At 71.2% G+C, this 23,914-nt stretch carries 27 protein-coding genes; 12 read left to right on the top strand and 15 right to left on the bottom strand.

All coding sequences use genetic code 11. The features are described from left to right. Positions 1–30 precede the first annotated feature (30 nt). The gene (locus ACZ45E_RS29430; protein ID WP_468226205.1) at positions 31–1,056 is read right to left on the bottom strand and encodes an LLM class F420-dependent oxidoreductase; all 1,026 of its coding nucleotides are present in this window, start codon (positions 1,054–1,056) and stop codon (positions 31–33) included. A gap of 376 nt (positions 1,057–1,432) precedes the next feature. Here ACZ45E_RS29430 and ACZ45E_RS29425 point away from each other — a divergent pair, with 376 nt between their 5' ends. The 3 genes from ACZ45E_RS29425 (at position 1,433) to ACZ45E_RS29415 (ending at position 3,869) form a co-directional block, all read left to right on the top strand. Continuing rightward, positions 1,433–2,170 (top strand): TetR/AcrR family transcriptional regulator, encoded by a 738-nt coding sequence (locus tag ACZ45E_RS29425; protein WP_468226202.1) that lies wholly within the window; start codon positions 1,433–1,435, stop codon positions 2,168–2,170. A gap of 101 nt (positions 2,171–2,271) precedes the next feature. Next, positions 2,272–2,781 (top strand): DUF4334 domain-containing protein, encoded by a 510-nt coding sequence (locus ACZ45E_RS29420; protein WP_468226199.1) that lies wholly within the window; start codon positions 2,272–2,274, stop codon positions 2,779–2,781. Continuing rightward, the gene (locus ACZ45E_RS29415) at positions 2,778–3,869 is read left to right on the top strand and encodes an NAD(P)-dependent alcohol dehydrogenase (protein WP_468226197.1); all 1,092 of its coding nucleotides are present in this window, start codon (positions 2,778–2,780) and stop codon (positions 3,867–3,869) included. The genes ACZ45E_RS29420 and ACZ45E_RS29415 overlap by 4 nt, the downstream gene beginning before the upstream one ends. Before the next feature lie 82 nt (positions 3,870–3,951). Here ACZ45E_RS29415 and ACZ45E_RS29410 read toward each other — a convergent pair whose 3' ends face one another. Continuing rightward, complete coding sequence (locus ACZ45E_RS29410; protein ID WP_468226195.1) at positions 3,952–5,151, bottom strand: oxygenase MpaB family protein; 1,200 nt, start codon at positions 5,149–5,151, stop codon at positions 3,952–3,954. A gap of 348 nt (positions 5,152–5,499) precedes the next feature. Between ACZ45E_RS29410 and ACZ45E_RS29405 the strand changes: the two genes are divergently transcribed. Beyond that, positions 5,500–5,730 (top strand): hypothetical protein, encoded by a 231-nt coding sequence (locus ACZ45E_RS29405; RefSeq protein ID WP_468226193.1) that lies wholly within the window; start codon positions 5,500–5,502, stop codon positions 5,728–5,730. Between the two features lie 159 nt (positions 5,731–5,889). On the opposite strand, the gene ACZ45E_RS29400 is transcribed toward ACZ45E_RS29405, so the two are convergent. Together ACZ45E_RS29400 and ACZ45E_RS29395 are read right to left on the bottom strand one after the other, a co-directional pair. Then, positions 5,890–6,543 (bottom strand): hypothetical protein, encoded by a 654-nt coding sequence (locus ACZ45E_RS29400; protein ID WP_468226190.1) that lies wholly within the window; start codon positions 6,541–6,543, stop codon positions 5,890–5,892. Positions 6,544–6,714: 171 nt separating this feature from the next. After that, positions 6,715–7,170 carry a VOC family protein gene (locus tag ACZ45E_RS29395; RefSeq protein WP_468226188.1) on the bottom strand — a complete coding sequence of 152 codons (456 nt, stop codon included), beginning with the start codon at positions 7,168–7,170 and terminating at the stop codon, positions 6,715–6,717. A gap of 164 nt (positions 7,171–7,334) precedes the next feature. On the opposite strand from ACZ45E_RS29395, the gene ACZ45E_RS29390 reads away from it, so the two are divergent. Next, entirely contained in the window at positions 7,335–7,667 is a 333-nt protein-coding gene (locus ACZ45E_RS29390; RefSeq protein WP_468226186.1) for a hypothetical protein, read from the top strand. Positions 7,668–7,718: 51 nt separating this feature from the next. Here ACZ45E_RS29390 and ACZ45E_RS29385 read toward each other — a convergent pair whose 3' ends face one another. Next, complete coding sequence (locus tag ACZ45E_RS29385) at positions 7,719–8,594, bottom strand: LysR family transcriptional regulator (protein ID WP_468226183.1); 876 nt, start codon at positions 8,592–8,594, stop codon at positions 7,719–7,721. A gap of 55 nt (positions 8,595–8,649) precedes the next feature. Between ACZ45E_RS29385 and ACZ45E_RS29380 the strand changes: the two genes are divergently transcribed. The 7 genes from ACZ45E_RS29380 (at position 8,650) to ACZ45E_RS29350 (ending at position 13,910) form a co-directional block, all read left to right on the top strand. After that, complete coding sequence (locus ACZ45E_RS29380) at positions 8,650–8,901, top strand: hypothetical protein (protein WP_468226182.1); 252 nt, start codon at positions 8,650–8,652, stop codon at positions 8,899–8,901. Then, entirely contained in the window at positions 8,898–9,260 is a 363-nt protein-coding gene (locus tag ACZ45E_RS29375; protein ID WP_468226179.1) for a DoxX family protein, read from the top strand. Before ACZ45E_RS29380 ends, ACZ45E_RS29375 begins: the two co-directional genes overlap by 4 nt. A gap of 309 nt (positions 9,261–9,569) precedes the next feature. After that, positions 9,570–9,776, top strand: coding sequence for a hypothetical protein (locus tag ACZ45E_RS29370; RefSeq protein WP_468226176.1), 207 nt, complete (start codon positions 9,570–9,572; stop codon positions 9,774–9,776). A gap of 76 nt (positions 9,777–9,852) precedes the next feature. Next, complete coding sequence (locus ACZ45E_RS29365) at positions 9,853–10,665, top strand: DUF2637 domain-containing protein (RefSeq protein ID WP_468226173.1); 813 nt, start codon at positions 9,853–9,855, stop codon at positions 10,663–10,665. Positions 10,666–10,878: 213 nt separating this feature from the next. Continuing rightward, positions 10,879–12,522 carry an alkaline phosphatase D family protein gene (locus ACZ45E_RS29360; protein WP_468226171.1) on the top strand — a complete coding sequence of 548 codons (1,644 nt, stop codon included), beginning with the start codon at positions 10,879–10,881 and terminating at the stop codon, positions 12,520–12,522. Between the two features lie 227 nt (positions 12,523–12,749). Then, positions 12,750–13,484: a dienelactone hydrolase family protein gene (locus tag ACZ45E_RS29355; protein WP_468226168.1), complete on the top strand. Its 735-nt coding sequence runs from the start codon at positions 12,750–12,752 to the stop codon at positions 13,482–13,484. Between the two features lie 201 nt (positions 13,485–13,685). Then, the gene (locus tag ACZ45E_RS29350; RefSeq protein WP_468226166.1) at positions 13,686–13,910 is read left to right on the top strand and encodes a hypothetical protein; all 225 of its coding nucleotides are present in this window, start codon (positions 13,686–13,688) and stop codon (positions 13,908–13,910) included. 78 nt (positions 13,911–13,988) lie between these two features. On the opposite strand, the gene ACZ45E_RS29345 is transcribed toward ACZ45E_RS29350, so the two are convergent. From ACZ45E_RS29345 to ACZ45E_RS29300, 10 genes are all read right to left on the bottom strand, one after another. Next, the gene (locus ACZ45E_RS29345) at positions 13,989–14,849 is read right to left on the bottom strand and encodes a DUF72 domain-containing protein (protein WP_468226163.1); all 861 of its coding nucleotides are present in this window, start codon (positions 14,847–14,849) and stop codon (positions 13,989–13,991) included. A gap of 94 nt (positions 14,850–14,943) precedes the next feature. Next, positions 14,944–15,810 carry an AraC family transcriptional regulator gene (locus tag ACZ45E_RS29340; RefSeq protein WP_468226160.1) on the bottom strand — a complete coding sequence of 289 codons (867 nt, stop codon included), beginning with the start codon at positions 15,808–15,810 and terminating at the stop codon, positions 14,944–14,946. A 17-nt stretch (positions 15,811–15,827) separates the two neighbouring features. Then, positions 15,828–16,601, bottom strand: coding sequence for a phytanoyl-CoA dioxygenase family protein (locus tag ACZ45E_RS29335; protein ID WP_468226158.1), 774 nt, complete (start codon positions 16,599–16,601; stop codon positions 15,828–15,830). A gap of 30 nt (positions 16,602–16,631) precedes the next feature. Continuing rightward, positions 16,632–18,911 (bottom strand): SpoIIE family protein phosphatase, encoded by a 2,280-nt coding sequence (locus ACZ45E_RS29330; RefSeq protein ID WP_468226155.1) that lies wholly within the window; start codon positions 18,909–18,911, stop codon positions 16,632–16,634. 26 nt (positions 18,912–18,937) lie between these two features. Next, on the bottom strand, positions 18,938–19,381 hold the full coding sequence (locus ACZ45E_RS29325) for an STAS domain-containing protein (protein WP_468226153.1): 444 nt from the start codon (positions 19,379–19,381) through the stop codon (positions 18,938–18,940). Between the two features lie 109 nt (positions 19,382–19,490). Beyond that, positions 19,491–19,646: a DUF6131 family protein gene (locus tag ACZ45E_RS29320; RefSeq protein WP_468226151.1), complete on the bottom strand. Its 156-nt coding sequence runs from the start codon at positions 19,644–19,646 to the stop codon at positions 19,491–19,493. A 129-nt stretch (positions 19,647–19,775) separates the two neighbouring features. Next, positions 19,776–20,687 (bottom strand): Gfo/Idh/MocA family protein, encoded by a 912-nt coding sequence (locus tag ACZ45E_RS29315; protein ID WP_468226148.1) that lies wholly within the window; start codon positions 20,685–20,687, stop codon positions 19,776–19,778. A gap of 38 nt (positions 20,688–20,725) precedes the next feature. Beyond that, a complete protein-coding gene (locus ACZ45E_RS29310; protein WP_468226146.1) occupies positions 20,726–21,955 on the bottom strand; it encodes an ROK family protein in 1,230 nt (409 codons plus the stop codon). Between the two features lie 16 nt (positions 21,956–21,971). Then, entirely contained in the window at positions 21,972–22,838 is an 867-nt protein-coding gene (locus ACZ45E_RS29305) for a carbohydrate ABC transporter permease (protein ID WP_468226306.1), read from the bottom strand. A gap of 14 nt (positions 22,839–22,852) precedes the next feature. Then, on the bottom strand, positions 22,853–23,875 hold the full coding sequence (locus tag ACZ45E_RS29300; RefSeq protein WP_468226144.1) for a carbohydrate ABC transporter permease: 1,023 nt from the start codon (positions 23,873–23,875) through the stop codon (positions 22,853–22,855). Positions 23,876–23,914: the final 39 nt, after the last annotated feature.

Here is a 23,914-nt window from a genome sequence, read left to right as displayed (position 1 = left end):
GGGAGGCCGGGGCCGGTGCCCGTTCCGCTGTCACAGCCAGCTCCTCACCTTCTCGATCAGCCGGGCGGGATCGGGGCCGACGGGGGTGACGTTGAGCATGGTCACGCCTGCCGCACGGAAGACCTCGACGCGGTCGCGGACGTAGCCCTCCGGGCCGGCCAGGCAGAGCTGTTCCAGCAGTTCGGCGGGGACGGCGGCCTCCGCGTCCTTCTTGCGGCCCGCGAGGTAGTGCTTCTGGATGGCGGCCGCGGCGGACTCGAAGCCGTAGGAACGGACCAGGTCGTGGTAGAAGTTGCGGCCGGGCGCGCCCATGCCGCCGACGTAGAGGGCGACGGTGGGGCGCATCAGGTCGCGGACGGCCCCGGCGTCGTCGCCGATGGCCAGCAGGCCGCCGGCCACGACCGAGAGCGGGCCGAGCGCGGGGTCGCGGCGTGCGGCGCCCTCGGCGAGCGGCTTCTCCCAGACCTTGGCGGCGTGCTCGGGGGCGTAGAGGAACGGCAGCCATCCGTCGGCGATCTCGGCGGTCATCCGGACGTTGGCCGGGCCCAGCGCCGCGACGTGGACCGGGACGGTGTCACGGACCGGGTGGTTCAGCAGCTTCAGGGGCTTGCCGAGCGTGCCGCCCTTCTCGGCCGGCAGGGGCAGGTCGGTGATGCCGTGGTGCTCGATCACTTCGCGGCGCCAGATCCGCCGGGACAGTTCGATCACCTCGCGGGTACGGCCCAGCGGGCGGTCGTACCGCCGGCCGTGCCAGCCCTCGACGACCTGGGGCCCTGAGGCGCCGATGCCGAGGAGGGCGCGGCCGCCGCTGAGGGCGTCGAGTCCGGCCGCGGTCTGGGCGATGAGGGCGGGGGTGCGCGAGTAGACGTTGAGGATCGCGGAGCCGATCCGCAGCCGTTCGGTCCTCGCGGCGAGGTACCCCATGATCGTCGGGGAGTCGAAGCCGTACGCCTCGGCCACCCAGACGGCGTCGAGGCCCGCGGCCTCCAGGGCGGCGGCCCGGTCCGCGGCGGCGCGCGGGTCGCCCGTGTAGGTCAGGGGTGTGGACAGTTCCATCAGCGGTGGTCCTTCGGCAGTTCGGGGCACGCCCCGGTCGCGGGCCACATCGGGGTGTGCGCGCCGGGGGAGCCGGGTGGTGCCGTACGCGCCGGCTCATGGGATCCCTTCGCGGTGCACGGCCCTCGGTGCACGGCGGGCTCACTGCCGCCGCGTCGGGGTCTTACTTAGCGCTCGCTAAAAACGTAGAATCGCGATGCGGGTTGGTCAACTCCCCGCGCAGCACGAGTTTTTATCGATGCCCCGCCCGGAAACGACACCGGGCAGGGCACCTGCTGCTAGGTTTCCTGATCGATCGCTAAGTAGCCGGAAGAGGATGCTTTCGGAAGCACGGTCGTACGCTGCCGCCGATCGCCGCCCGCCCCGAGGAGAGTCGTTGAACATCGAGCCGAGCCAGGACACCGCGCCCGCGGCGGAGCACTGGCGCTCCTACGGACCGCTCGGTCTGCACCCGATCCTGGTGCGCACCATGGAGGCCTTCAACGAGCAGGGCTACCACGGCACTTCGGTCCGGGACATCGCCGGCCGGGTCGGCGTCACCGTGCCCGCGCTGTACTACCACTACGAGAACAAGCAGGCTCTGCTGGTGACGTTGCTGGAGACGTCCATCAAGGACGTCCTGGACCGCTGCTGGGCGGCGGCGGCCGAGGCCGGGGACGACCCGCTGGCGCGGTTCTGCGGCATGGTCGAGTCGATCGTGCTCTACATGGCCCACCGGCAGCAACTGGCCTTCCTGGACACCGAGATCCGCAGCCTGGAGCCCGAGAACCGGGCGCGCTACGTCGCCCTGCGCGACTACCTGGAGCACATGCTCCTGGACACGGTCGAGGCGGGCCGCGCCCAGGGTGTGTTCACCACGCCGTTCCCGGCCGACGCGGTGCGTTCGGTGCTCATCATGTGCCAGGGAGTCGCCAACTGGTTCCGCGCGGACGGCCCGCTCACCGCGGAGGAGGTCGCCGAACGCCACGTACTGCTGAGCCTCGGCACCGTGGGCCACCCCGGCGCGGTCACCGGCGCCCCTCCCCTGCCGTTCCCGCGCCGCACGTCCGCCCGGCCCGCCTCCCCCGCACGGAGCTCCGCCTCCCGGGGCCCCGCTCCGCACACCCCCCGGTGACTCGGCGCAGCGCGGCCGTCGCCGCACGTCTCGTACCGGCACCATCCTGACCTCCCCCCTCTCCGTTTCTCCGTGTGTCAGCACCGACGAAAGGACCCCGCATGGACGTGTCCGAGGCCCGCGCCCGCTTCCAGGAGCTACGGAACAAGGACGTTCCGGTCGCCGCCTCGGAACTCGACGCGATCTGGGGGGCGTTGGCCACCGTCCGCCCCGAGGAGATACTCGGCGAGTGGAAGGGCGGCGAGTTCCGCACCGGCCACCCCCTCGAGGGCATGCTGGCCGAGGCCGGCTGGTACGGGAAGACGTTCGTCTCCTTGGCCGACGCCAAGCCGCTGATGTGCCGCAACGAGAGCGGCGAGCTGTACTCCAACCGCGAGCTCGGCCAGGGCGAGGCCAGCCTGTGGACCGTCGAGTTCCGCGGCGAGTCGACGGCCACGATGGTCTACGACGGCCGGCCGGTCCTCGACCACTTCAAGCAGGTGGACGACACCACCCTGATGGGGATCATGAACACCAAGGGGGTGCCCGACGAGGGGCCGTTCTACTACTTCTTCCTGGAGCGCGCGACCGGGGCGCCGCGCGAGGGCGCGCCCGCCGGAGAAGGTTCATGAGGCGGGTCCGTGCCGCGGTCGCCGAGTCGCCGGGAGCGGCGTTCACCGTCCGGGACGCGGACCTCGGGGAACCCGGGCCGCACGAGGTGCTGGTGCGGATGGCCGCGGTCGGCGTCTGCCACACCGATCTGCGGATGCGGGACACCTGGCCCCGGCAGCTCACCCCCATGGTCTTCGGCCACGAGGGTGCCGGCCGGGTCGAGGCGGTGGGCGCCCAGGTGACCGGCGTCGCGTCGGGGGCATCCGTCTGTCTCACCTTCGCCAGTTGCGGGGTCTGCGCGCAGTGCGTGGCGGGCCACCCGGCCTACTGCCATGACGCGCGGGCCCGGAACCTGTCCGGCGGACGCCGCGACGGCACCACTCCGCTCGCTCTCGACGGCTCACCGCTCCACGCGGGCTTCTTCGGCCAGTCCAGCTTCGCCACGTACGCCGTCGTCCATGAACGCGGCGTGGTCGAGGTGGCCTCCGACCTGCCGGCCGTGCTCGCCGCGCCGCTGGGGTGCAGCGGCCAGACGGGCGCGGGCACCGTGCTCAACCGGCTGCGCCCCGAACCGGGTTCCTCGCTGGTCGTCCTCGGCTCCGGCGCGGTCGGCCTGAGCGCGCTCATGGCCGCGGTCGCCGTGGGCTGCGACCCCGTGGTGGCCGTCGACCCGGTCGCCGCCCGTCGCGCCCTGGCCGTCGAACTCGGCGCCATGGAGGCCCTGGACCCCGGGGACAGGCTGGTGGCGAGGGTGCGGGAGCTCACCGGCGGGGGCGCGCACCACGTCGTCGAGACCACCGGCCGTCCGGAGATGGCCCGCCGGGCCGTCGCCGCGCTGCGCCCGCGCGGCGAGCTCGCCCTCCTCGGCCTCGGCGGTGAGGTGACGTTCGACGTGATGGGCCTGCTCGCCAAGGGTGTCCGCGTCCACGGGGTCATCGAGGGCGACTCCGACCCCCGCCGTTTCATCCCCGAGCTGATCGGCCTGCACCGGCGTGGCCTCTTCCCCGTGGAGCGGCTGGTCACCACATTCCCGTTCGAGGACATCGGGGCGGCCGTGGCCGCCATGGAGGACGGCCACGTGATCAAACCGGTTCTCACCTTCACCTGACACGGCCGCGGCGACACGGGGAACGCGATCCCCCTGGGGACCGCGCCCCGAGCCTGTGGGGCACTGGTCGCGGAGCGACGGCTCAGGCTGCCCTGTTTCCGGTGGGGATCGTGATGGGGGTGGTGGTCCCCGAGGAGCCCTTGTTGAGGAACAGCATGGCCAGGGCGCGGATGAACTGGTCGAACGTGTAGAAGGCGCCGGGCATGACGGGCGACAGCCCCTCACGGAACAAGATGAACGCCGGCCAGACGGTACGGACGAGGGCCGCCGAGGCGTAGTCGCGTTTCAGGCCCAGCCAGTCACCGACCTGGTCGTTGAGGACGTAGCGCACGAACTCGTTCAGGAACCCGCGTGTGACGCCGAGGTCGATCTGTGCGGTCAGTCCGAGCAGGTCCTCGGCCAGTGCGATGCCCTCGGTCGACGGGGTGAGGATCGGGGTGAGCACCTGCGCCGCCTGCTTCTCGGCCGCCGCCCAGGTCTTGGGGATGTGCTCGTCCGGCACACCGAGCAGGTGGATGGCGACCTGCCACGAGTGCAGAAACGCCTCCTGGTCCGCGGCCGGGAACGGGATCTTCCAGTCGAGCAACTTCCTGTACACGTAGGTGCCCAGGCTGTGGAAGGTGACCAGGATGTCGGCGGCGCTGATCGGGACGGTCTCGTCGGCCACGGCCCGCCAGTGCGGTGACTGCGGCAGCAGGTGGCGTACGGCGGCGTGCACCACGCGCGTCTTGTTGGCGGTCACGACGAACTGACCCGTCGGCTTGAAGGCCCCCAGTTGGGACAGGTCGTAGCCGAAGGTGAACGTCTTGGCGGCGCGGTCCTGCATGTTGGCGCCCCCGGCGGACCAGTAGACGCTCTTGGCCTCGCGCGGAATCACGGTGCTCATGATCCCGCTGCCGAGGCCGTACAACATGAAGAGGTACGTGTCCCTGCGCCGGTTGAAGTCGGCGGCGCGGGCCAGTTTGACGGGGTCGGCCCAGGAGGGCAGCCGGTTGACCTGTCCCAGGTAGGCGGCGAACTCGGTCGGCAGGCCGCTGGGCAGCGGGTCGTTGTTGTTCACCCACGACGCCCAAGCGGTGTTGATCGCCGGCACGTGGCCGTTGTCGACCATCGAGGCCATCAGCGGGTCAGCCGCGCCGTCCCAGATCCACGCCGGGCCGGTCCCCGCGGTGGCACCCGTCACCGAATCCGTCGCCGCCCACGCCTGAACGGGGTTCGCCACGCCGGCGAGACCGAGTGCGGCACCGAGGGAAAGAATCTTCCGTCTGTTGAGATTCTCCATTGACTTACCTGCTCTCCCTGATGGGGGCCAGATGGTTAAAGATCCTTTGCAGAACAGCACATTGCACGACAAGGGCGCGAGGAGCCTCGTCGCACAGATGTGATTTTTGATTAACATAGCGAGGCGCGTAGCTGTCGGCAATGGGGGCGACGGAGGGCATGCGGTCAATGTCGTTCACGGGGCGGCGGGCGGCGTGCAGCCGCGATGCCCCTTGCGGCGAGCAGCCGCCGCCCCGCACATCCCGCCCGGCCACCGCACGGGGTCGGGTACGCGTGGCGAACCTGGCGCAAGGCTGGCGCTTCGCCGGCAGGCCATGTCCGTGGCGCCTCCCGGACCGTTGCTCCGGGCATGCACGACGACGACGTCAACACCGCGGCGGGAATGGTCCAGTTGACCGACGCCTACTGGCTCAGCACGCCGCCCGCCCTGAGGGCGCACAAGCCCTGCCCGTACTGCGCCCCCGTCTCCCCCGGCCACGCCCCGCCGCTGCAACCGGTGTGGTGCCGGCACACGCACACGGTGATGACGGCCGTATCCGTACTGACGGTGGCCGGCGCGCTCGTCACGGCCGTGCGATAGACCTGGCCCCCCGCATGTCGGGCCGGTACGAGGTCGGTGCCCGCGCGGTCAGTCGGGGCACGACACGAAGCCCGGCAGTCCGTCGCGCTCTGAGCCGAGAAGCCACGAGGGCAAACGGGAGCGGAGGATGACCAGGTGGGCCGCAGTGCCGGGGGGCAGCTACTTCACGTCTCCGGTGAAGATCGCCGTCTCCGTCCCGGCGTCCGGCGACACCTCGATCTGGATCGTCTTCTCCGACTTCGGGAGCGCGCACGCCCACGTCACCGTGATCGACCGGCCCGCGAGGAGCCGCGTGGTCGGGCCACCGTTCAAGCCGTCCTCGGAGTCGAAGATCGACTCCCCCATTGCGCCCTCCTCGCCGTAGGAGCAGTTCGCCGTGAACGACGACGTGTCGACGGTCGACGTCCCGCCATTCTTCACCCGTACCGCGAACTTCACGTAGGGCGTGTTCTTCGGCTCGGCGTACTGCCCGGACGCGCCGCGGGAGAACTTCGAGAGGCTGACCTCGACCTTGTTGATGTACGAGACGGTGTCGTTCAGGCCGGACACCTGGGGGCCGGTCTCCGCGGGCTCCGGCTCCTCCGGCGGCTCGTTGTCCGCGGCGATCATGTCATCGGACGTGGCGGACTCGGCGGTGCTCGCCACGTCCGAACTCACCTTGTCGTCCCGGCTGTTGACGACGACGATGCCCGTGGCGACGACGGCCGCGATCACGGCGGCGGCCGAACCGATGACGACACCGTTGCTGAGACCCTTCTTCGCCGGCGGAGGCGGCGGGAAGGCGGGCGGCGGCGGTGGCACGGTGTTGCTCATGGGTCCCCCCTGCGCTGATGCTCTCTCTGCGCATGATGCGGCCTCATGCGGAAGGCGTGAAGCAGAAGTGTTCGATTCGTGACACAAAGTAGACGCCAACACGTCAGGCAGACGAGGTGGGGAAACCGAACAGAGAAGCGCGCGGCCGGCCCGTCACGCCAGGGAACCGGATCAGTGCACGCAGAACTCGTTGCCCTCCGGATCACGCATGACGACGAAGCAGGAACCCGTCCCCTCGTCGCCCTCGACGCGCAGGCTTCGGGCGCCGACGGCCTCCAGTCGTGCCACCTCGGCGAGCACGCGTTCCTTACGGACGGCATAGGGGACGCTCCGGCCTCCGCTCACTCCCAGATCCAGGTGGAGGCGGTTCTTGGCGACCTTGGGCTCGGGCACCTGCTGGAACCAGATCCGAGGACCGCCGCCCCCCGGGTCGATGACCGAGTCGCTGCAGTCACCTTCGCCCAGCTCCTCCTCGGGCAACCCCTCCGCCAGCCAGTACGCGCGCCAGGTCGCGAACGGTGCGGGCGGCGGTTCCACGGAGTAGCCCAGCGCGGTGGCCCAGAACGCCGCGAGCAGCTCAGGATCAGCACAGTCGATGGTCAGCCCGAGCGTGGGATGAGTGTTCATCGGCCAACCGTACGGGCCGTACGCGGCACCCCGACCGGCGAGGCAGGTCGTAGGGTTGTGGTTGCTCCCGGCTACCGAGCCACCAGGCTCCGCTCGGCACGGAGAGGGCCGGTCACGGCATGCCGCGCCTTCCTGAGGCTGACATGCTGAGGCACCAGGCATCCATGAGGCGGGACATTATGGTCAGTTGTGAGCAGTCCAGCACCGCGCCGCAGCCGCGGCGTACGGGATGCCACGCGCAACGGGCCGAGCGTGCTCGCGCCCGCTCCGCCGTCGCGCTGGGCTTCGCCGAAGACCACGAACTCGCGGCGGAGTTCGGGGGCCGGGCCTTCCATCAGCGCATGAGTCTGCTGTTCCGCTCGAACTCCCGGATGCACCTTGCCACCGCTCACGCCCACGACATTTCCGCGCTCCTGCTCCTGCGCCGCGGAACACCCGTGGCAGCCGTCCTCGGCGTGCGGGTCGAGCTTCGCCCGACGGTGGGTGAAGTCGCCTGAGAATGAGCCGCGGGCAGGGCTGTCGGGCTCACGCTTTAGGGCGTGTTTCCCTCAGGGGCGGTACGCGGCCGTCGCGATCTCGACGAACGAGCGGATCAACGGGTTGGTGTCCCCTTCGTTCCACGCCGCCACCACTCGGCTCGGCGCCATGTCGATCAGCGGCACCACGGCCAGCTCCGCGGTCAGATCGTGTCCGAGCGGGGCCAGGCCGACCGTGCCGTTCCACAGCACGGCCTGAAGACACTCCTGGACGACGCGCACCACTGGGCCCTCACGCGGCTCGCCACCGTTCCAGTACGCCTGCCAGACCGGGTCGGTGCCCTGCGGGAACTGGAACCAACGGCGCTCCCCGAGGTCGGCGAGGCGCAGCCGGCCCCGGCGGGCCAGCGGATCGTCGGCACGCAGGACCACGCCCACCGGATCGGTACGCAGTTCACGTACCGTCAGGGCGCTCTCGTCGAACGGCGCCCGGGTCAGGGCCACGTCGACCAGTCCGGCGCGCAACCCGCACGTCGGGTCGGTCAGATCGGTGTCGCGGATGCGGATGTCGACACCGGGGTGGCTCCGGCGGTAGGCGGCGGCCAGTCTCGTCGCTCCCGGATCGGTGCTGTCGCCCAGGATGCCGACGGTGATGGTCGCGGCTCCGGCCGCCTCGCTCACGCGGACCCGGACGCGTTCGGCGTGGTCGAGCAGCGCCCGCGCCTCGTCGAGCAGGACCGCGCCCGCGGGGGTGAGCGTGACTCCCTGGGGCGAGCGGACGAACAGCAGGGCCCCGATCTCGCTCTCCAGCTGCTTGATCGCCCGGCTCAGGGGCGGCTGGCTCATGTGCAGTCGGGCGGCGGCCCGGCCGAAGTGCCGTTCCTCGGCGACCGCCACGAAGTAGCGCAGGGTACGTAGCTCCACGCTGCGACGATACCCACACGGCATCGGCGCTGCGGAACAGGTCTTGGACAGTCGCGGGGAACGGCGGTGCACTTGGATCATGACCGAAGAAGCGAAGACCGGCGCATCGCGGACCGACCCCGCCGTATCGGTGGTCGGCCCCGGCGACGGCGAAGTGATCATCCTGGGGGCCGCGCGCATGCGCGTCCTCGAAGACGGCAGCCATACCGGGCGCCGCCTCGCCCAGGACGTGATCGCCGCCGGCCGGCCGCTGACGCCGCAGGCCGGCGCCCACGCGATGAGCCGCTACGCGACCGAGTCCGCCACCGGTGAGCGTGGACAGGAATCATGAACATCGCATATTGGATCGTCGCCGGACTGCTCGCCCTCTTCTATCTCTACGCGGGCGCGGTGAAGGTCACCCGTGACCGGGATCGGCTCCGCCCGATGATGGCCTGGGTGGATCGCATGCCCCTGCCGGCCGTGAGGACGCTCGGGGTGGTCGAGATACTCGGCGCGGCCGGGCTGATCCTGCCGCCTCTGACCGGCATCGCCCCCTGGCTCGCCCTGGTCGCGGCCATCGGGTTCGTGCTCCTGCAGATCGGTGCGATCGCCGTCCACCTGACCGGCGAGGACCGCAGGATCGCCCTCAACTTCGGGCTCATCGCCTCGGCGGCCGTCCTCGGTCGGCTGGCCACGATCTGGCTGTGAGGCAGGACGCCTGCTCGCTCGACGCCTCCCCTCAGCAGGCGTTCCGGTCGGCTCGGCTGTCCCACCCATCGCATCGCCGCTGCGCGTGTCTTCGGCGGGCACGGCGGAGCCGTGGGTGGGCGGGTGGCCGCGACTCACTAGCCCGAAAGACTCAATATGCGACAAAGAGGTCACTCGATTGCCGCGCACCCTACGTAATGCGGGCGCGTTGGTGAGGATATGACGACAACAAGGCCGAGGTCTGCTACGGCTGACCTCCTGGCCGGCACGACGAGCAGTTCCGCCGCCGCGATTCGCATGGGGGGCTGGGTGTACACACCGGCCCGTACCGAGGGCGGGCACGCGACCCTGCACAACGCCTTCGAACGAGTCGACCTGCGCCACTGCGCCGAACTCATCGGCACCCTTCTGACCGGACTCGGCTGCATCGAGGCCGACTTCGCGGCCGGAGCCGACCGCCCGAAGGGGTCAGGACACCGCTCCCGCGAGCCTCGAACGCAGCTTTCCCATGTATGAGGCGCGAGGCCGGCACAGCCGCCCGGAACCGTCCGTCCCGGGCCCTGCCACAGGGTACGAGGCGCCGGCCGACCACATGCCGGCGTGGGAACAATCCGCGGCCCCGCTGGACGCGGTGGACATGCAGTGGGATCCGGCGGAGGAACTCGCCCACCTGCTGCACCAGGCCGTCGAGGACGAGCGAAACGGTACTTCTCCTGTCGTGGAGGACGCCTACCTTTCGGACGCCTACCTTTCGGACGTCCGCGTCCCGGACGCCGGTCTGCCGGACGCCGGTCCCCTGGACATCGGCCCCCCGGACATCAACCTCCCGGACGCCGACCGGTTCGCCGAGGAGCCGCTCGCCAACCTGACCCGGATCACCAGCGAGCTGCCTCCGCTGCGCCCCGCCCCCGACCGCCGACGTCGTCGACGGTCCCGTTCTCGTAAGCGGGCGCCCGGGGTGCTGCGCACCACCAGCTTCCTGCTCGCCGCGGCCGCCGCGGTCGCCGTGTGCATGGTGTGCGTCTTCGGCGGCATCGTCAGCTACGACCCGCTGCGCCACCTCGCCCTGTACCGCACCTCCGCCCACGCGGTCGGCTGGTGGCCCCTGCTGATCTACGGACCCTGGACCGTCGCCTCCCTGTCGATCCTCCGCGCCGCCCTGCACCGGCGCCGCGCGGCCCACTCCTGGGCGGTCGTCATCGCGTTCTCCGGCGTCTCCATGCTTCTGTGCGTCGCGCAGGCGCCCCACACCCCGGTCGACGCCACCGCGGCCGCGCTCCCTGCCCTGGCCTGTCTTGCCTGCTTCCAGCAGCTCGTCCGACAGGTCACCCTCACCCGCCCGCCCCGCCAGGCCAACCCCCGCCACCGCACCCCGGCACGCCCCGCGGGCCAGCGCCCCTCATGACCGTGACCGGCGGCACGGGTCGAGGCGACGTGGTGCTCCTCCGCCGCTGTGGCCCGCACCGGTTCCGGGGCGGGTGCCCCGAGGCGCAGGGCACCCGCACCTCCCCTTCCGCCAACTACCGCCCGCAGTTGGGCTGTTCGTTGCTCCACCGTCCCTCCGTCTCACCAGGCTCACCCGGGTCGCCGCACCTTCCCCACCCGCGAAGGAGAACTCGTGAGCCACAGCCCCACCCCGGCCAGACGCACCGTCCTCACCGGCGGAGGTCTCGCGCTCGGCGCGTTCGCCGCGCCCGCGCTGCTCGCCCCCTCCACCGCGACGGCCGCCGAACTCAGCGGCAGCGCCGACCGGTTGCCGGCCGGCCTCTTCACGCTCGGCGTCGCCTCCGGTGACCCGCTGCCCGACGGGGTCGTCCTGTGGACGCGGCTCGCCCCGGACCCGCTCGGCGGGGGAGGCATGGCGCGGCGCAACGTTCCCGTGCACTGGCAGGTCTCCGACTCGCCGCGCTTCACCCGCGTCGTCGCTTCCGGCGTGGAGGTCGCCCGCGCCGAGCACGCGCACAGCGTCCACGCCGAGGTGCACGGCCTGCGCCCCGACCGCGAGTACTACTACCGGTTCCGCGCGGGCACCCAGCTGTCAGGGACGGGCCGCACCCGCACGGCGCCCGCCCGCGACGCCCGCCTCTCCAACCTCCGCTTCCTGTTCGCCAGTTGCCAGAACTGGCAGGACGGCTACTTCACGGCCTGGCAGCACGCGGCGCAGGAGGACGTGGACTTCGTAGCCTTCCTCGGCGACTACATCTACGAGTCCACGCCGAGCGCGACCACCGTCCGCCGTCACGAGGGCACCGGCGAGCCGTACAGCCTCACCGAGTACCGCAACCGGCACGCGCAGTACCGCACCGACCCCGCCCTCCAGGCGGCGCACGCCCACGCGCCGTGGATCGTCACGCTCGACGACCACGAGATAGACAACAACTGGGCCGACGATGTCCCCCAGGACCCCGCGGCGCAGTCCCCCGAGGTGTTTCGCGCCCGCCGCGTCGCCGCGCTCAAGGCGTACTGGGAGCACATGCCACTGCGCCGCTCCTCGATGCCGCGCGGCCTGGACATACAGCTGTACCGGTCGATCGGTTACGGGCAGCTCGCGACCGTCCACGTCCTCGACACGCGCCAGTACCGCAGCGACCAGATCACCACGCTCGCCGAGTCCTACGACGCGTCGCGCACGATGACGGGCGACGCGCAGGAGCGGTGGCTGACGCGCGGCATGGAGCGCTCCGGCACCCGCTGGAACCTCCTCGCGAACCAGGTGATGTGGGCGCAGAACGACCGCAAGGCAGGCCCCGAGAAGGTCTACGACTTCGACAACTGGGACGGTTACCAGGCCCAGCGTCGCCGCCTCCTGGAGTTCTTCGGTTCGGGACGCGCCGCCAACCCGGTGGTCCTCACCGGCGACCGGCACGCCACCTGGGCATGTGACCTGAAGCCGGACTTCGACGACCCGGACTCCCCCGTGGTCGGCGCCGAGATCACCGGTTCGTCGATCACCTCGGGCGGTGACGCCGACGTGGCCGGTTTCCACACCACGTACGACCCGATCATGGCCGAGAGCCCGCACTGGAAGTACATCGACAACCGCCGCGCGTACGTCCTGTGCGACGTGACGCGCGAGCGGATGGTGGCGTCGCTGCGCACGGTCGACACCGTGTGGCAGCCGGGCGGGACCTCGATGGCGACGGCCGCCGAGTTCGTCGTCGAGTCCGGCCGGCCGGGCGTCGACGTGACGGCGGAGGCGAAGACCCCGCAGGCGATGCGCCTGTCCGGCCGCCGGTACGACGTGGACGACGACCAGTTCTGACCCCGGTCACCCCCGGTCTCCGTGGTCGCCCGGGCATGCGGCCACGGAGCCGCCACGTAAAACCGTTTGGCAGAGCGTGCCGGCCGCTGCTACTTTGCCGGAGGCCGTGCGAGAGAACGAGGAGATGGTACCCGTGAACGTTTCCACATGGGTGCTCTCCTCCGGGGTCACGGTCGGGCGATAGGTCGTCCGGGAGCGCCGTCAAGGCACTCGCGAAAGGCACGACCATGCACTTCACCTCTGAACAGCGTCTCGACGACAGCACTCTCGAACGCCGTTTCACCCTCGATGAGATCCCCGGCATCCTGTGGACACCTTCGTCCGCATCCGTGCCGGTGCCGCTGATCCTGCTCGGACACCCCCCGCTCGGGCTGGACAAGATGTACCCCCGGCTGGCGGACCGGGCCCGGCGCGCCGCGGCGGACGGCTTCGCCGCCGCCACCATCGAACTCCCCGGCAGTGGTGACCGGCCCCGTCAGGCCGCCACCGAGCAGGCCCGGGCCGACCTGCGCCGGGCCATGGAGGCCGGTGAGCCGGTCAGCGACGAGATCGTCGACGCCCTCGTCCTCCCGCTCGTCGAGAAGGCCGTCCCGGAATGGCGGTCCGCCCTGGACGCCCTCCTGTCGCTGCCCGAGATCGGCGGCCCGGTCGGGTACTCGGGTGGTGTGATGGCCCTCGCGACCCGGCTGGCGCTGGTCGAGCCGCGGATCTCGGCCGCCGTTCTGTTCGCCGGGAGTTTCGTGCCACGCGTCACGTTCGAGGACGCCCGCCAGGTCACCGTTCCGCTGCACGTGCTCCTGCAGTGGGACGACGAGGGGAACGACCGGCAAACGTCCCTGGACCTGTTCGACGCTTTCGGCTCGAAGGAAAAGACGTTGCACGCCAACATGGGCGGGCACGCGGGCGTCCCGCAGTTCGCGGGGGACGCCGCGGCGCAGTTCTTCACCCGGCACCTGAAGTGAGGCGAGGCCGCCGGGCCACCGGCGGCCGGTAGGCGGCGCGTACTGGCTGCCTGTGGCCGGAGAGTCAAACGGATGGGCGATGTCCTGCGGACGACCCCGCTCGTTGACCGATTGCTGATCTTGCACGGCGGTGGTCGAGCCGACGCAGGACGGCATGGATCTCCGGAGCGTTCCGCTTCGGCGCGAGAAGAGGAGAACGTAGTGCGTCGGATGAGCATGGCCCTGGCCCTCGTGGTGGCCGCAGGTGGGCTCGGTCTGTCGGCGGTGTCCGCCGAGGCCGCGCCGGCATCCCCTGTGCTGGGGCCCCCGTTTCCGTACCAGGACTGCCTCAACGCGACCAAGCAGAAGGGCGAGAGCCCTTCACAGGGCAAGTGGCACTGTGACCAGCTGGTCAAGAAGGGGTGGGTCAAGCCGCCGACCAGGTGACCTGCGTTTCCGGGGCCACCTTCACCGGTGGCCCCGGGCCGGGGCGCCCCTCCCTCATCGAGAGCGCCGAGGAAGTTGCTACGCGTGCAGGCGGGCCTCGCGCAGCAGCCGGCTCATTCGTTCGGCGGCCCGCACGGCGGCGTCACCGCAGCAGTTGTTGAACAGCACGTGAACCCGCTCGACGCGCTCGGCCAGTTGCCGCAACCGTGGCAGCCACTCGGCCAGTTCGTCCTCGGAGTACGCGTACCGGAAGCGGTCCTCCTTGCTCCCGCGGCCCCATGAGGCGCTCCGTCCGTGGAACCGTACGATGGCTCGCCGAGAGTCGGTGACAGGCGTGACCGGGGGCAGGGAGGACGACAGCCCCTGCGCCATGTCGACGGCGACGGCGGCCATGCCGTGGTCCGCGAGGAGTGCGCGCGTCGTCTCGGCCTGCTCCGCACGCCACCAGTCCGGGTGCCGGAACTCCACGGCGACCGGCCAGCCGGCCGTGCGCCGCGCGGTCTGCGCCAGTACCCGTTCGGCTCGCTCCCCGGGCCGCAGCCACGGCGGGAACTGGAAGAGCACGCTGCCGAGTCGCCCGGCCTGCCGCAACGGTGCGACGCCTTCGGTGAACCGTGCCCACACCTCGTCGATCACACCGGGATCCTGTGCGTCGGCCGGCAGTCCGTCCGGCATCACCGCCTCGCGCGTGGGGTGGCCCGTCAGCAACGAGAACGCCTTGACGTCGAAGGTGAACCCGTCCGGGGTGCGCTGCACCCACATCCGGCTGACGCGCTCTTGAGGCAGGGCGTAGTACGACGCGTCGGCCTCGACGATCGGAAACCGCCCGGCGTAGTACCGGAGCCGTCCTTCGGCGTCCCGGTGCCCGGTCGGGTACCAGCCGCTGCGCACCAGCGCCGGGTCTGTCCACGAACACGTGCCTATAAGAATGTCGCCCATGGAGATCCAGTACCCACGGGGCGCGAGACTGCGCCTGCGTTTGTGTGCTGTGCGGACAGGCGCGAACTCCGGGGCCCGCGGGCGTACACCGGTCTCAGCCGTGCTCGGGCTCCACCGGGAGCCACAGTTCGGCGTCGGCCTCGTTCTTCTCCGGTGACAGGCGGGTGCGCAGGATCTCGGGGCCGATGCGGGTGCGGTAGGGGTTCGACGGGAACCACTCGGTGAACACGTCCCGCCACAGCTCCTGGATGGCTTGCGGCGCCGGGCCGGAGGTGGTGAAGACCGCCCAGGTGCCGGCTGGGACGGCCAGCGCGGTCGTGCCCTCCGGAGCGGCCTCGGAGGTGATCACGCCGTGGTGGTAGTCCAGTTCCGTACCCTCGGCGCGGCTGGGATCCATGTCGTCGCAGACCGAGACGATGCCGTAGGGCTCCTGGTCCGACAGCTTCTCCAGGCGCTCGACGGTCCGGGGATCGATCCCGCGCACGAAGTCCATGAGGGCCTGGTTCGGGCCGGCGTGCACCAACGGGATGCGGGTCCTGAGCCCGACGACAGCGAAGTGCGCCTTCTCCACGACGCGGTACCGCATGGTGCTGCTTCCTTCGATGGTGAGGCGGAAGGCCATCCGGGACTGGGAGTTGAGCGCGGCGCCGGTACGTCGGGCCTCGCCCGGTCCGATGCCGTGCATGGCACGGAACGCCCGCGCGAACGCCTCGCCGGAGCCGTAGCCGTACCGCACCGCGATCTCCAGCAACGTCCGGCGTCCCGCGAGTACTTCGGCGCCCGCGAGGGTGAGCCGGCGGCGCCGGACGTACTCCGACAGCGGCATGCCCGCGAGCGCGGAGAACATCCGGCGCAGGTGGTACTCCGAGGTCGCCGCGATGCGTGCCAGCTCCTTCACCTCGATGGACTGGTCGAGATGGCGTTCGATGTGCTCCATGGCCTGGTTCAGCCGCTCCAGCATGCCCGGCTCCTTCTCCCTCACTCGCCGCTTCCCAGGCCCCGGCGGATCGCGATCTCCACCGGCGAGTACGCACCGTCGGCCCGCTCCAGTTCGTACGGCGTAGCCGGCAGCAGCGGCGGCTGCGCCATGAAGCGTGGCCGCGCCCCGTGGTGCGGCTGCGCCGCGTGCACCAGGAACGGATGGCAGAGGAACACATCGCCCGGAGAGCCCGTGGCGAGAGCGACGGACCGGTGGTCGGAGGCCGCCATCAGATCGGGGGCGAGGGTCAGCCCGCTCGCTCCCTCCTGCCCGTACTTCTCCAGCACCTTCGGCACGTCGAGGTGCGAACCGGCCCGGATCCGGGTCGGGGCGTCCTCCTCGCCGACCTCGCTGAACAGGAAGAGCATCAGCAGCGCCCGGTCCCGCGAGCGCAGGTTCGTGAAGTACCAGCTCTCCCCCTCGGGCAGATAGCTCCCCTCGATGTGCCAGCCCGCGTCGTCCGGCTCCTCCTCGTGCGGAAAACGCAGCGGGAACGTGCCCATCGAGTAGCGCGGCTCCCAACGCCCCTCCCCGACGAGCAGGTCGTACGCGCGCTGCAGACACGGCGAGTTGGGTGCGGCGGCGAACGGTCCCTGCGCCATGCCGCCCACCCAGTGCACGGGTTTCGTCCACGTCGACGGGTCCTCCGGGTCGCAGCCCGTCTCCCGCCACAACAGGCGCGCGCAGTCCGCGGCCACGCGCGGCGCGACGGCACCCTCCAGCTTCACGAAGCCGTCGCGGAGGAAACGGGAGACCAAGGTCGTGTCATCCATGACCTCATCCTGCGGCGGCCCCGGCGCCGGTCACCCGACTTTCTCCGCACCGCTTGTGTCGGGTCCGCCCCGCGGTCGAGCCGCCGCGCGGGCCCTGTCGTCGTCCGGGCCGGCGAGCTGCCTGCTTTCTTCGTTCGCCGTGCGCTGCTCGGTGGCCGGAACCGGGAGGGTGGCGGTCAGGACGAGTACGGCCTGGTCGTCGTCGACGTCACGGCCGTCGGTGAAGGCGGCGACCGCGGCGGTGAGGACGCTCAGGACGTCCGGGGCCCGCTGCGGCGGCGGGGTGAGCGCCTGGGCGAGGCGGTCCTCCTCGAACTGCTCGTCCGCGCTGTTGCGGGCTTCGGTGATGCCGTCGGTGTAGAGGACGAGGCTTTCCCCGGCGGCGAGGGTGATGCGGCGGGAGCCGAGGTCGGGGTCCGGCAGAACGCCCAGGAGCGGACCGTCACTGCTGACCGGGCGGGCTCCGTCGGCGGTGAGGTGCAGGGGCAGGGTGTGGCCGGCGCGGACGAGTTCGATGTCCAGTCCGGTGCCGGTGGGCGTGAAGTGGCCGTAGACGAGGGTGACGAAGCCGGTGCCGTGACTGCCGTGCCGCTTTGTCAGGGCGCGGTTGATGGCCTCGACGACGGCCCGTGGTCCGGGCAGGAACGAGGCGACGGCCCGCGCGGTGTGACGTACCAGGGCGGTGGTGGTGGCGGCCAGCGCGCCACGGCCGCAGACGTCACCGAGCATGAAGGCCCAGCCGCCGTCGTCCAAGGGGAAGACGTCGTAGAAGTCCCCGCCGATCTCCAGTCCCTCGCCGGCCGGGTGGTAATAGGTGGCCAGCTCCGCACCGGGCAGGGTGGGCAGGTCCGGCAGGAGGAGGCCGGCCTGGAGGTCGCGGGCGAGGGCGGCGCGCCGGGTGTACTGGCGGGCGTTGCCCGCGGCGGTGGCGGCGCGGCGGGCGAGCTCCTCGGCCAGGGCGACGGCGCGCCCGTCGAGGACGTCCTCACCGGTGGTGAGCAGGGTCAGGGTGGCGAAGGTCTGTCCGCGGTCGGTCAGGGGCACACACAGGTACCCGGTGACGCCCAGGTCCTGCCAGGGGCCGGGCCCGGTGGGGACGCGACGGGCGATCTCGGAGAGCGAGGAGGCCAGCACGCGGGCCACGGCGTCGTAGACCGGGATGTGCGAGGCCAGCTGCTGCCGCGCGTGCTCGGTCGGGGCGGCCGTGGCGATACGGCGTACCCGGCCCTGCTCGACGACGTCGACCGCGCACAACGAGGCCAGGGCCGGCACGCACAGCGCGGCCAGCCGTTGCAGTGTCTGGGCGTAGTCGAGGTCGGCGCTCAGCGCGGTACTGGCCCTGAGGAGGAAGGCCAGGTCGTTGCGGGCGGCCTTCTCCCGTGCCTCGGCGGCGAGGCGGGCCCGCTCGGCGTGGTGGCGTTCGACGGCCAGCGCCGCGGTGTCGGCGAAGACACCGGCGAGCGCGAGGTCGGCCTCGTCGGGGGCGCGGGGCACGCGGTGGTACATCGCGAAGGTCCCCAGCAGCTGCTCGTCGCGGCCCAGTATGGGAGTGGACCAGCAGGCGGCGAGCCCGGCGCGCTTGGCCAGATCGCGGAAATCGTCCCAGAACGGGTCGGTGGCGATGTCGGAGACGATGACCCGCCGGCGACGGTACGCGGCGGTACCGCAGGAGCCGACGCCCTCTCCGGTGGCGATGCCGTCGATGGCCTGGTTGTAGAAGTCCGGCAGGCTCGGGGCGGCGCCGTGCCGCAGGTGACGACCGTCGTCGTCGGCGAGCAGGACCGAGACCAGCACGTCGGGCGACAGGTCCTCGATGGCCTTCGCCATACCCTCCAGGACGTCTTCCAGCGGGGCCTGGCGGGCGATCTGCTCCAGCAGGGCCCGGTGCTCGGCCGTCATCCGCTGGGCGTGCTTGACCTGGGTGGTCTCCACCCCGATCAGCCGCACCCCCATGACGTTGCCGCCTTCGTCACGGCGAGGCTCGTAGGTGAAGTCGAAGAACGCCTCGCGCAGGTGCGTTCCCTCACCCAGCAGCACGCGGGCATCACGTCCGGTGTAGGGGCGGCCGGTGCGGTAGACCCGGTCCAGGAGGGCGGTGAAGCCCTGTTCGGCCAGCTCGGGCACCAGCTCGCCGATCGGCAGCCCGGTACGCTCCGGAGCGCGGCCGACGGCCGTGTAGAAGGCCGGGTTCGCGGCCTCCAGGAGATGGGCCGGGCCGGACATCGAGGCGAACACCACGGTCGACTCGCCGAACAGCGCTCGCAGGTCCGCCTCCGCGGCGGACGGCGCGTCACCCTTGGGACTGCGCACCGCAGCCGCTCTCTTGGGCGTGCCGGTCACGCCGTCCCCCCTTCCCCCGAAGCCATCCCCGTACGTTCGCCGGACACCTTGTCATGACCGGTCCGGGCGGCGGCAAGGGCCTCCCCGGTGCTGGAGTGCACGGGGATCACGACGTCGAGGCCCGTCAGCGAGAAGACCCTGGCGACCGGTGCCGGCGCGGACGCCAGCCGCAGCTGTCCTCCCTGCGCCGACAAGCGCTGGTAGAGCCGCACCAAGCCTCCGATACCGGACGAGTCGCAGAAGGTGAGCGACGTGCAGTCGACCACGACCAGCCGCGGAGCCGGTCGCGCGGCGAGCGCCGTCTCCGCGGCCTCGTTCAACTGCACCACGCTCTCGACGTCCAGTTCCCCGAGAAGCCGGAACGACACAGCCCCTTCCAAGGCTTCGACCTGTACCGAAAACACGCGCCGCCACGCCTCCTGTCCGTCGGTCAAGAACACCGGACCTCATGGTAGAAGCGTGTCTTTCGCCTGGTGAAGGCAGCCTGGGGGACGGCGCAGGGGCAGCGGCCCGGGGCGCCGATGGCAGCCTCGGGCGCTACCCTGCCGATCACCAATAGTGCTTGCGACCGCCCACCGCGTGGCCCGCGGCTCCGAGGATCCACAGCGCCGCGCCGATGACGACGAGGACGACGCCGATGGTCCACAGGATGGAGATGCCGGCGATGAGGCCGATGATGAGCAGGATGAGTCCGAGTGCGATCATGGAGTCCTCCGACCCTCAGAATTACTTCGAGTATGCACCTTTCCAGCCTGTTCGGCCTGGTCGAGGCAGGCTCTTCCGCATGCCCCGAGTCGCACGGTCCCCCGGAGCACCTGCCGCCCCGCGGCCGGATCAGCTCCGCGTCGCCGCTTGCGCGAGCAACCGCTGCAAACGCAGGCCGCGGTGGGCGTCGAGGTCGCCGGAGTGCCCGGACCTGACCGCCGCGGCGAACTCGCGCCGCAGCACCGGCCAGCACTCCTCGTGGTTGATGCCCGCGGTGTCGTAGACGAGCTCCGGCTGCGGGCCGAACAGCTCGATCCGGGTCAGCGCCCGCTCGCGGGAGACCGCGCCGGACAACGACGCCTGGCTCACGGCTCCGTTCTCGTGCTCGCAGGTCAGCTCCATCCAACGGCGTGCGTCGCCGGTGCCGCGGACGTCGGCGATGGGCCCCACCGCGGCGTCGAGCAGGTCGAGCAGGTGAGGGCCCAGGTCGAGGAGCGCGCCGTGTTCGAGCCGCCAGGACGTGGCGAACTCGCCGCCGAGGAAGGCGCCGTGGAGGTAGCAGGAGCGGGCGCCGGTGACGTCGAGGCGCCGCGCGTCCGCGAGGAAGCGCCGGGTCACCGGGTGGTAGCGCTTGGTCAGCACGAGCTGGGAGACGACCCCCGCCTCGTCGATGGCGTCGACGAGCCGCTCGGCGCCTGCGAGGTCCAGGGCCAACGGCTTCTCCAGGAGGAGCGCTCTGCCCTTCTTGGCGGCGAGGGGGGCGAGTTCGGCCTGAATGGACGGCGGCACGGCGAAGGCGACGGCTTCGCAGTGCTCCAGGAGGTCGTCGAAGCTCGTGGCCACCCGCGCGCCGTGGGGCGCCGCGGTCTCCCGGGCCGCCTCCGTCCGGCGGGCCCAGACGGCGGTCAGCCTCGTCTCGGGGCCCGCGGCGAGCGTCCGCGCGTGCATCGCGCGGGCCCAGGGCCCCGCTCCGACGAGTCCGACGCGGACGGGTGGGTGGGGCCAGACCGCAGTGCCGGTCTCGGTCTCGGTCTCGGTCACGTGGTGTCCTGCTGTTCTTGTGCGGTACGGACGAGAGGTCATCGCGCGCTGGGGGCGGGCGACGGGGCCGCTGCCCGGGCCTTGAGCCGGGCGTCGGCGCGCTCGGGCGCGTAGAGCACGCCGACCACCATCGCCGCGGCGCCGATGAGGCCCGCGTGGTCGCCGAGCCGGGAGGTGACGACGTTCAGGTGGGCGGTGGCGCGGGGCATCGCGCGCTGGTACAGGAGTTCGCGGACGCCCGTCATGAACGGGATGCCCGACAGGTCTCCGGCGAGCATGAGTACGCCGGGGTTGAGCAGGGTCACGACGGTGACCAGCACCTCTCCCACCCGTCGCCCGGCTTCGCGGGCCAGGCGGACGGCGTCGGGGTGGCCCTGGTCGAGGAGCGCCTTGACCTCGGTTCCGGAGGAGACGTCGAGGCCCAGGCCGCTGAGCTCTCTGGCCAGGGCGCGTCCGCTGGCCACGGCGGCGAGGCAGCCCGTGGAACCGCACATGCACACGGCGTCGGGCCGGTCGTGCAGGCGGATGTGCCCGATGTCGCCGGCGCCGCCGTCGATGCCGCGGAAGACGTCGGCGTTGATGACGACACCGGCGCCGATGCCGGTGGAGACCTTCACGAGGACGAAGGCGGCGCAGTCGGGGTGGCCCGTCTGCTGTTCGGCGAGGGCCATGAGGTTGGCGTCGTTGTCGACGAACACGGGTACGGACGCGCCCTCCAGGCCGGCGCCCACGTGCTGGGCGTACGCCTCCTGCAGGCGCCGGCGGATCGGGTACCCGTCCCAGCCCGGCATGATCGGCGGCTGCACGACCTGCCCCGTCTCCCAGTCGACGGGGCCCGGTACGGACAGCCCGATCCCGCAGATCCGCTCGCCCGGTGTCCCGGCGGCGACCAGGAGATCCGGGAAGCAGCGGGCCAGCCGGTCGAGCACGCGGTCGGGTCCGTCCCCGATGTCCAGTTCGGTGCTGTGCTCGGCCAGGACGGTGCCCGCCAGGTCCAGGACCGCCGCGCGGGCGTACCGGGTCTCCAGGTCCACCGCGATGACGGCGGCGTGGCCGGGGTCGAAGGCGAGGCGGTGCGAGGGCCGGCCGCCGGTCGAGGTGCCGGTGTCCTGGCGCAGCCAGCCGGCCCGGTTGAGTTCGTCGAGGCGGTGCCCCACGGTCGACCGGGACAGGCCGGTCGCGCGTTGCAGGTCGGCCCGGGTGTTGGCCTGGCCGCTGCGGATCAGCTGCAGCAGTCGGCCCGAGCTCGCCGGACTCGGCGTGATCATCGCTGCTTCCCCCTGTTCAACTCTTGTCGGCGCCGCTGGTCAGGCCCTCGGTGAGCAGGCGTTCGGCGGCGAAGAACAGAACTACCACGGGAATCGTCAGCACCACGGAACCGGCCATGAGAACCGTCTTGGAGACCTCGATGCCGTTGGACAGCTGGGCCAGGCCCAGCGAGACCGTCCACTTGCCGGGGTCGGCGGCGAGGAACAGCAGGGCGAACAGGAACTCGTTCCAGGCGATCATGAACACGTAGAGGCCGGTCGCCATGAGGGAGGGCAGGGCCAGCGGGAGGATCACCTTGCGCACGGTCTGCACACGGCTGCAGCCGTCGAGGGCGGCGGCCTCCTCGATCGAGTACGGGATGGTGACCAGGTAGTTCTTCAGCATGTAGATCGCCACGGGGACGGTCTGTGCGACGTAGACGATCGCGAGGCCGACGAGGCTGGACGACAGGCCGATCTTCGCGAACATCACGAAGAGCGGAACGGCGAGGAGCGTCGAGGGGAACAGGTAGACGGCGAGGAAGAGCGCGCTGACCTGGCGGCTGCCGGAGAACTTCAGGCGGCTGATCGCGTACGCCCCCGGTACGGCGGCGAGCAGGGTCAGGGCCACGGTGCCGAGCGAGACCAGGGCGGAGTTGCGCAGGAGCTGGAGGAAACCCTGGCCGCCGTCGTCGGTGGAGCGCAGCACCTCGGTGTAGGTGGCGAAGGTGAGCTGCTCGGCGGAGACCCACAGGGAGCCGGGGTCGAGCAGCAGTGAGTCGATGGGCTTCAACGACAGCAGGAGCATGTAGAAGAAGGGCACGAGGGTGATCAGGGCGAGGAACGCGATGACCACCCAGCGCGCGACGCCGAAGAACCGCTCCTCGAACCGGGCTCGTGTCATGGCCGCTTTGTGGGTCACGACTCCTCCTGCGTCTTGTTGCCGAAGAGCTTGAAGTACAGGCCCAGCAGGACCATGAGGGCGGCGGCCAGGACGAGCGCCTGGGCGGCGGCGGCGCCGACGTCGTAGCGCGAGGTGAGGAAGTCGTAGACGCGCACGGCGGCGACGTCGGTGCCGGCGCCGCCGCCGGTGAGCAGGTAGACGTCGTCGAACTTGTTGAACGTCATGATGAAACGCAGGACGCAGAGCAGCGCGATCACCGGCATGAGCTGGGGCAGCAGGACGTGCCGGAAGCGCTGGGTGGGGGTGGCGCCGTCGACCTTCGCCGCTTCTTCGAGTCCGTCCGGCACCGCCTGGAGGCGGGCGAGGATGAACAGGAAGGCGAAGGGGAAGTAGCGCCAGCATTCGAAGGCGATGACCGTGAGCAGTGCAAGCGGGATGTCGAAGTGCAGGCCGAGCAGGTGCACTTCGTACGCGCGGGTCGACAGGAACGCGATGGGGTCGTCCCAGCCGAAGAGTTTCTGTCCCCACGCGTTGACGATGCCGTACTGCGGGCTGAGCGCGACCTCCCAGACGAAGGCGACGGCGACGACGGGTGCGACGTACGGCAGCAGCATCGCGGCGCGCAGCAGGCCGCGGCCGCGGAAGGGCTTGCGCAGAGCGAGGGCGGCGACGAGGCCGAGCGCGACCGAGCCGAAGGTGCCGCCCACGGTGTAGAGGACGGTGGTGCCGAGGCTGGACCAGAAGCCAGCGGAGTCGAAAACCTGCTCGAAGTTGCGCAGGCTCCAGTTCCCGAACAGGCCCATGCCCTGGATGTCGACGAGCTTGGCGTGCTGGAAGGCGAGCAGCACCGTCCACAGGATCGGCAGCACCACGACGACGAGCACGACGAGGAAGGTGGGGCTGACGAAGGCGAGTCCCGCGCGGTTGGTCCGGCGACTCGCGGTCAGCGGCTTACGGCTCCGGCGGCCGTCGGCGGGCGGTGTCGGCGATCCGTCGGGAGGGTTGCGGCGCTGCTGGGCGCCGGGGGCGGTAGTCATGGCATGGCTTTCGACGAGGCGTTCACGAGGCACGGGGGC

This window comes from Streptomyces sp. NPDC030991 (genome assembly GCF_055571235.1).
Note: the sequence above shows the minus strand (reverse complement) of the source record. Positions and strands in the feature narration are given on the sequence as shown.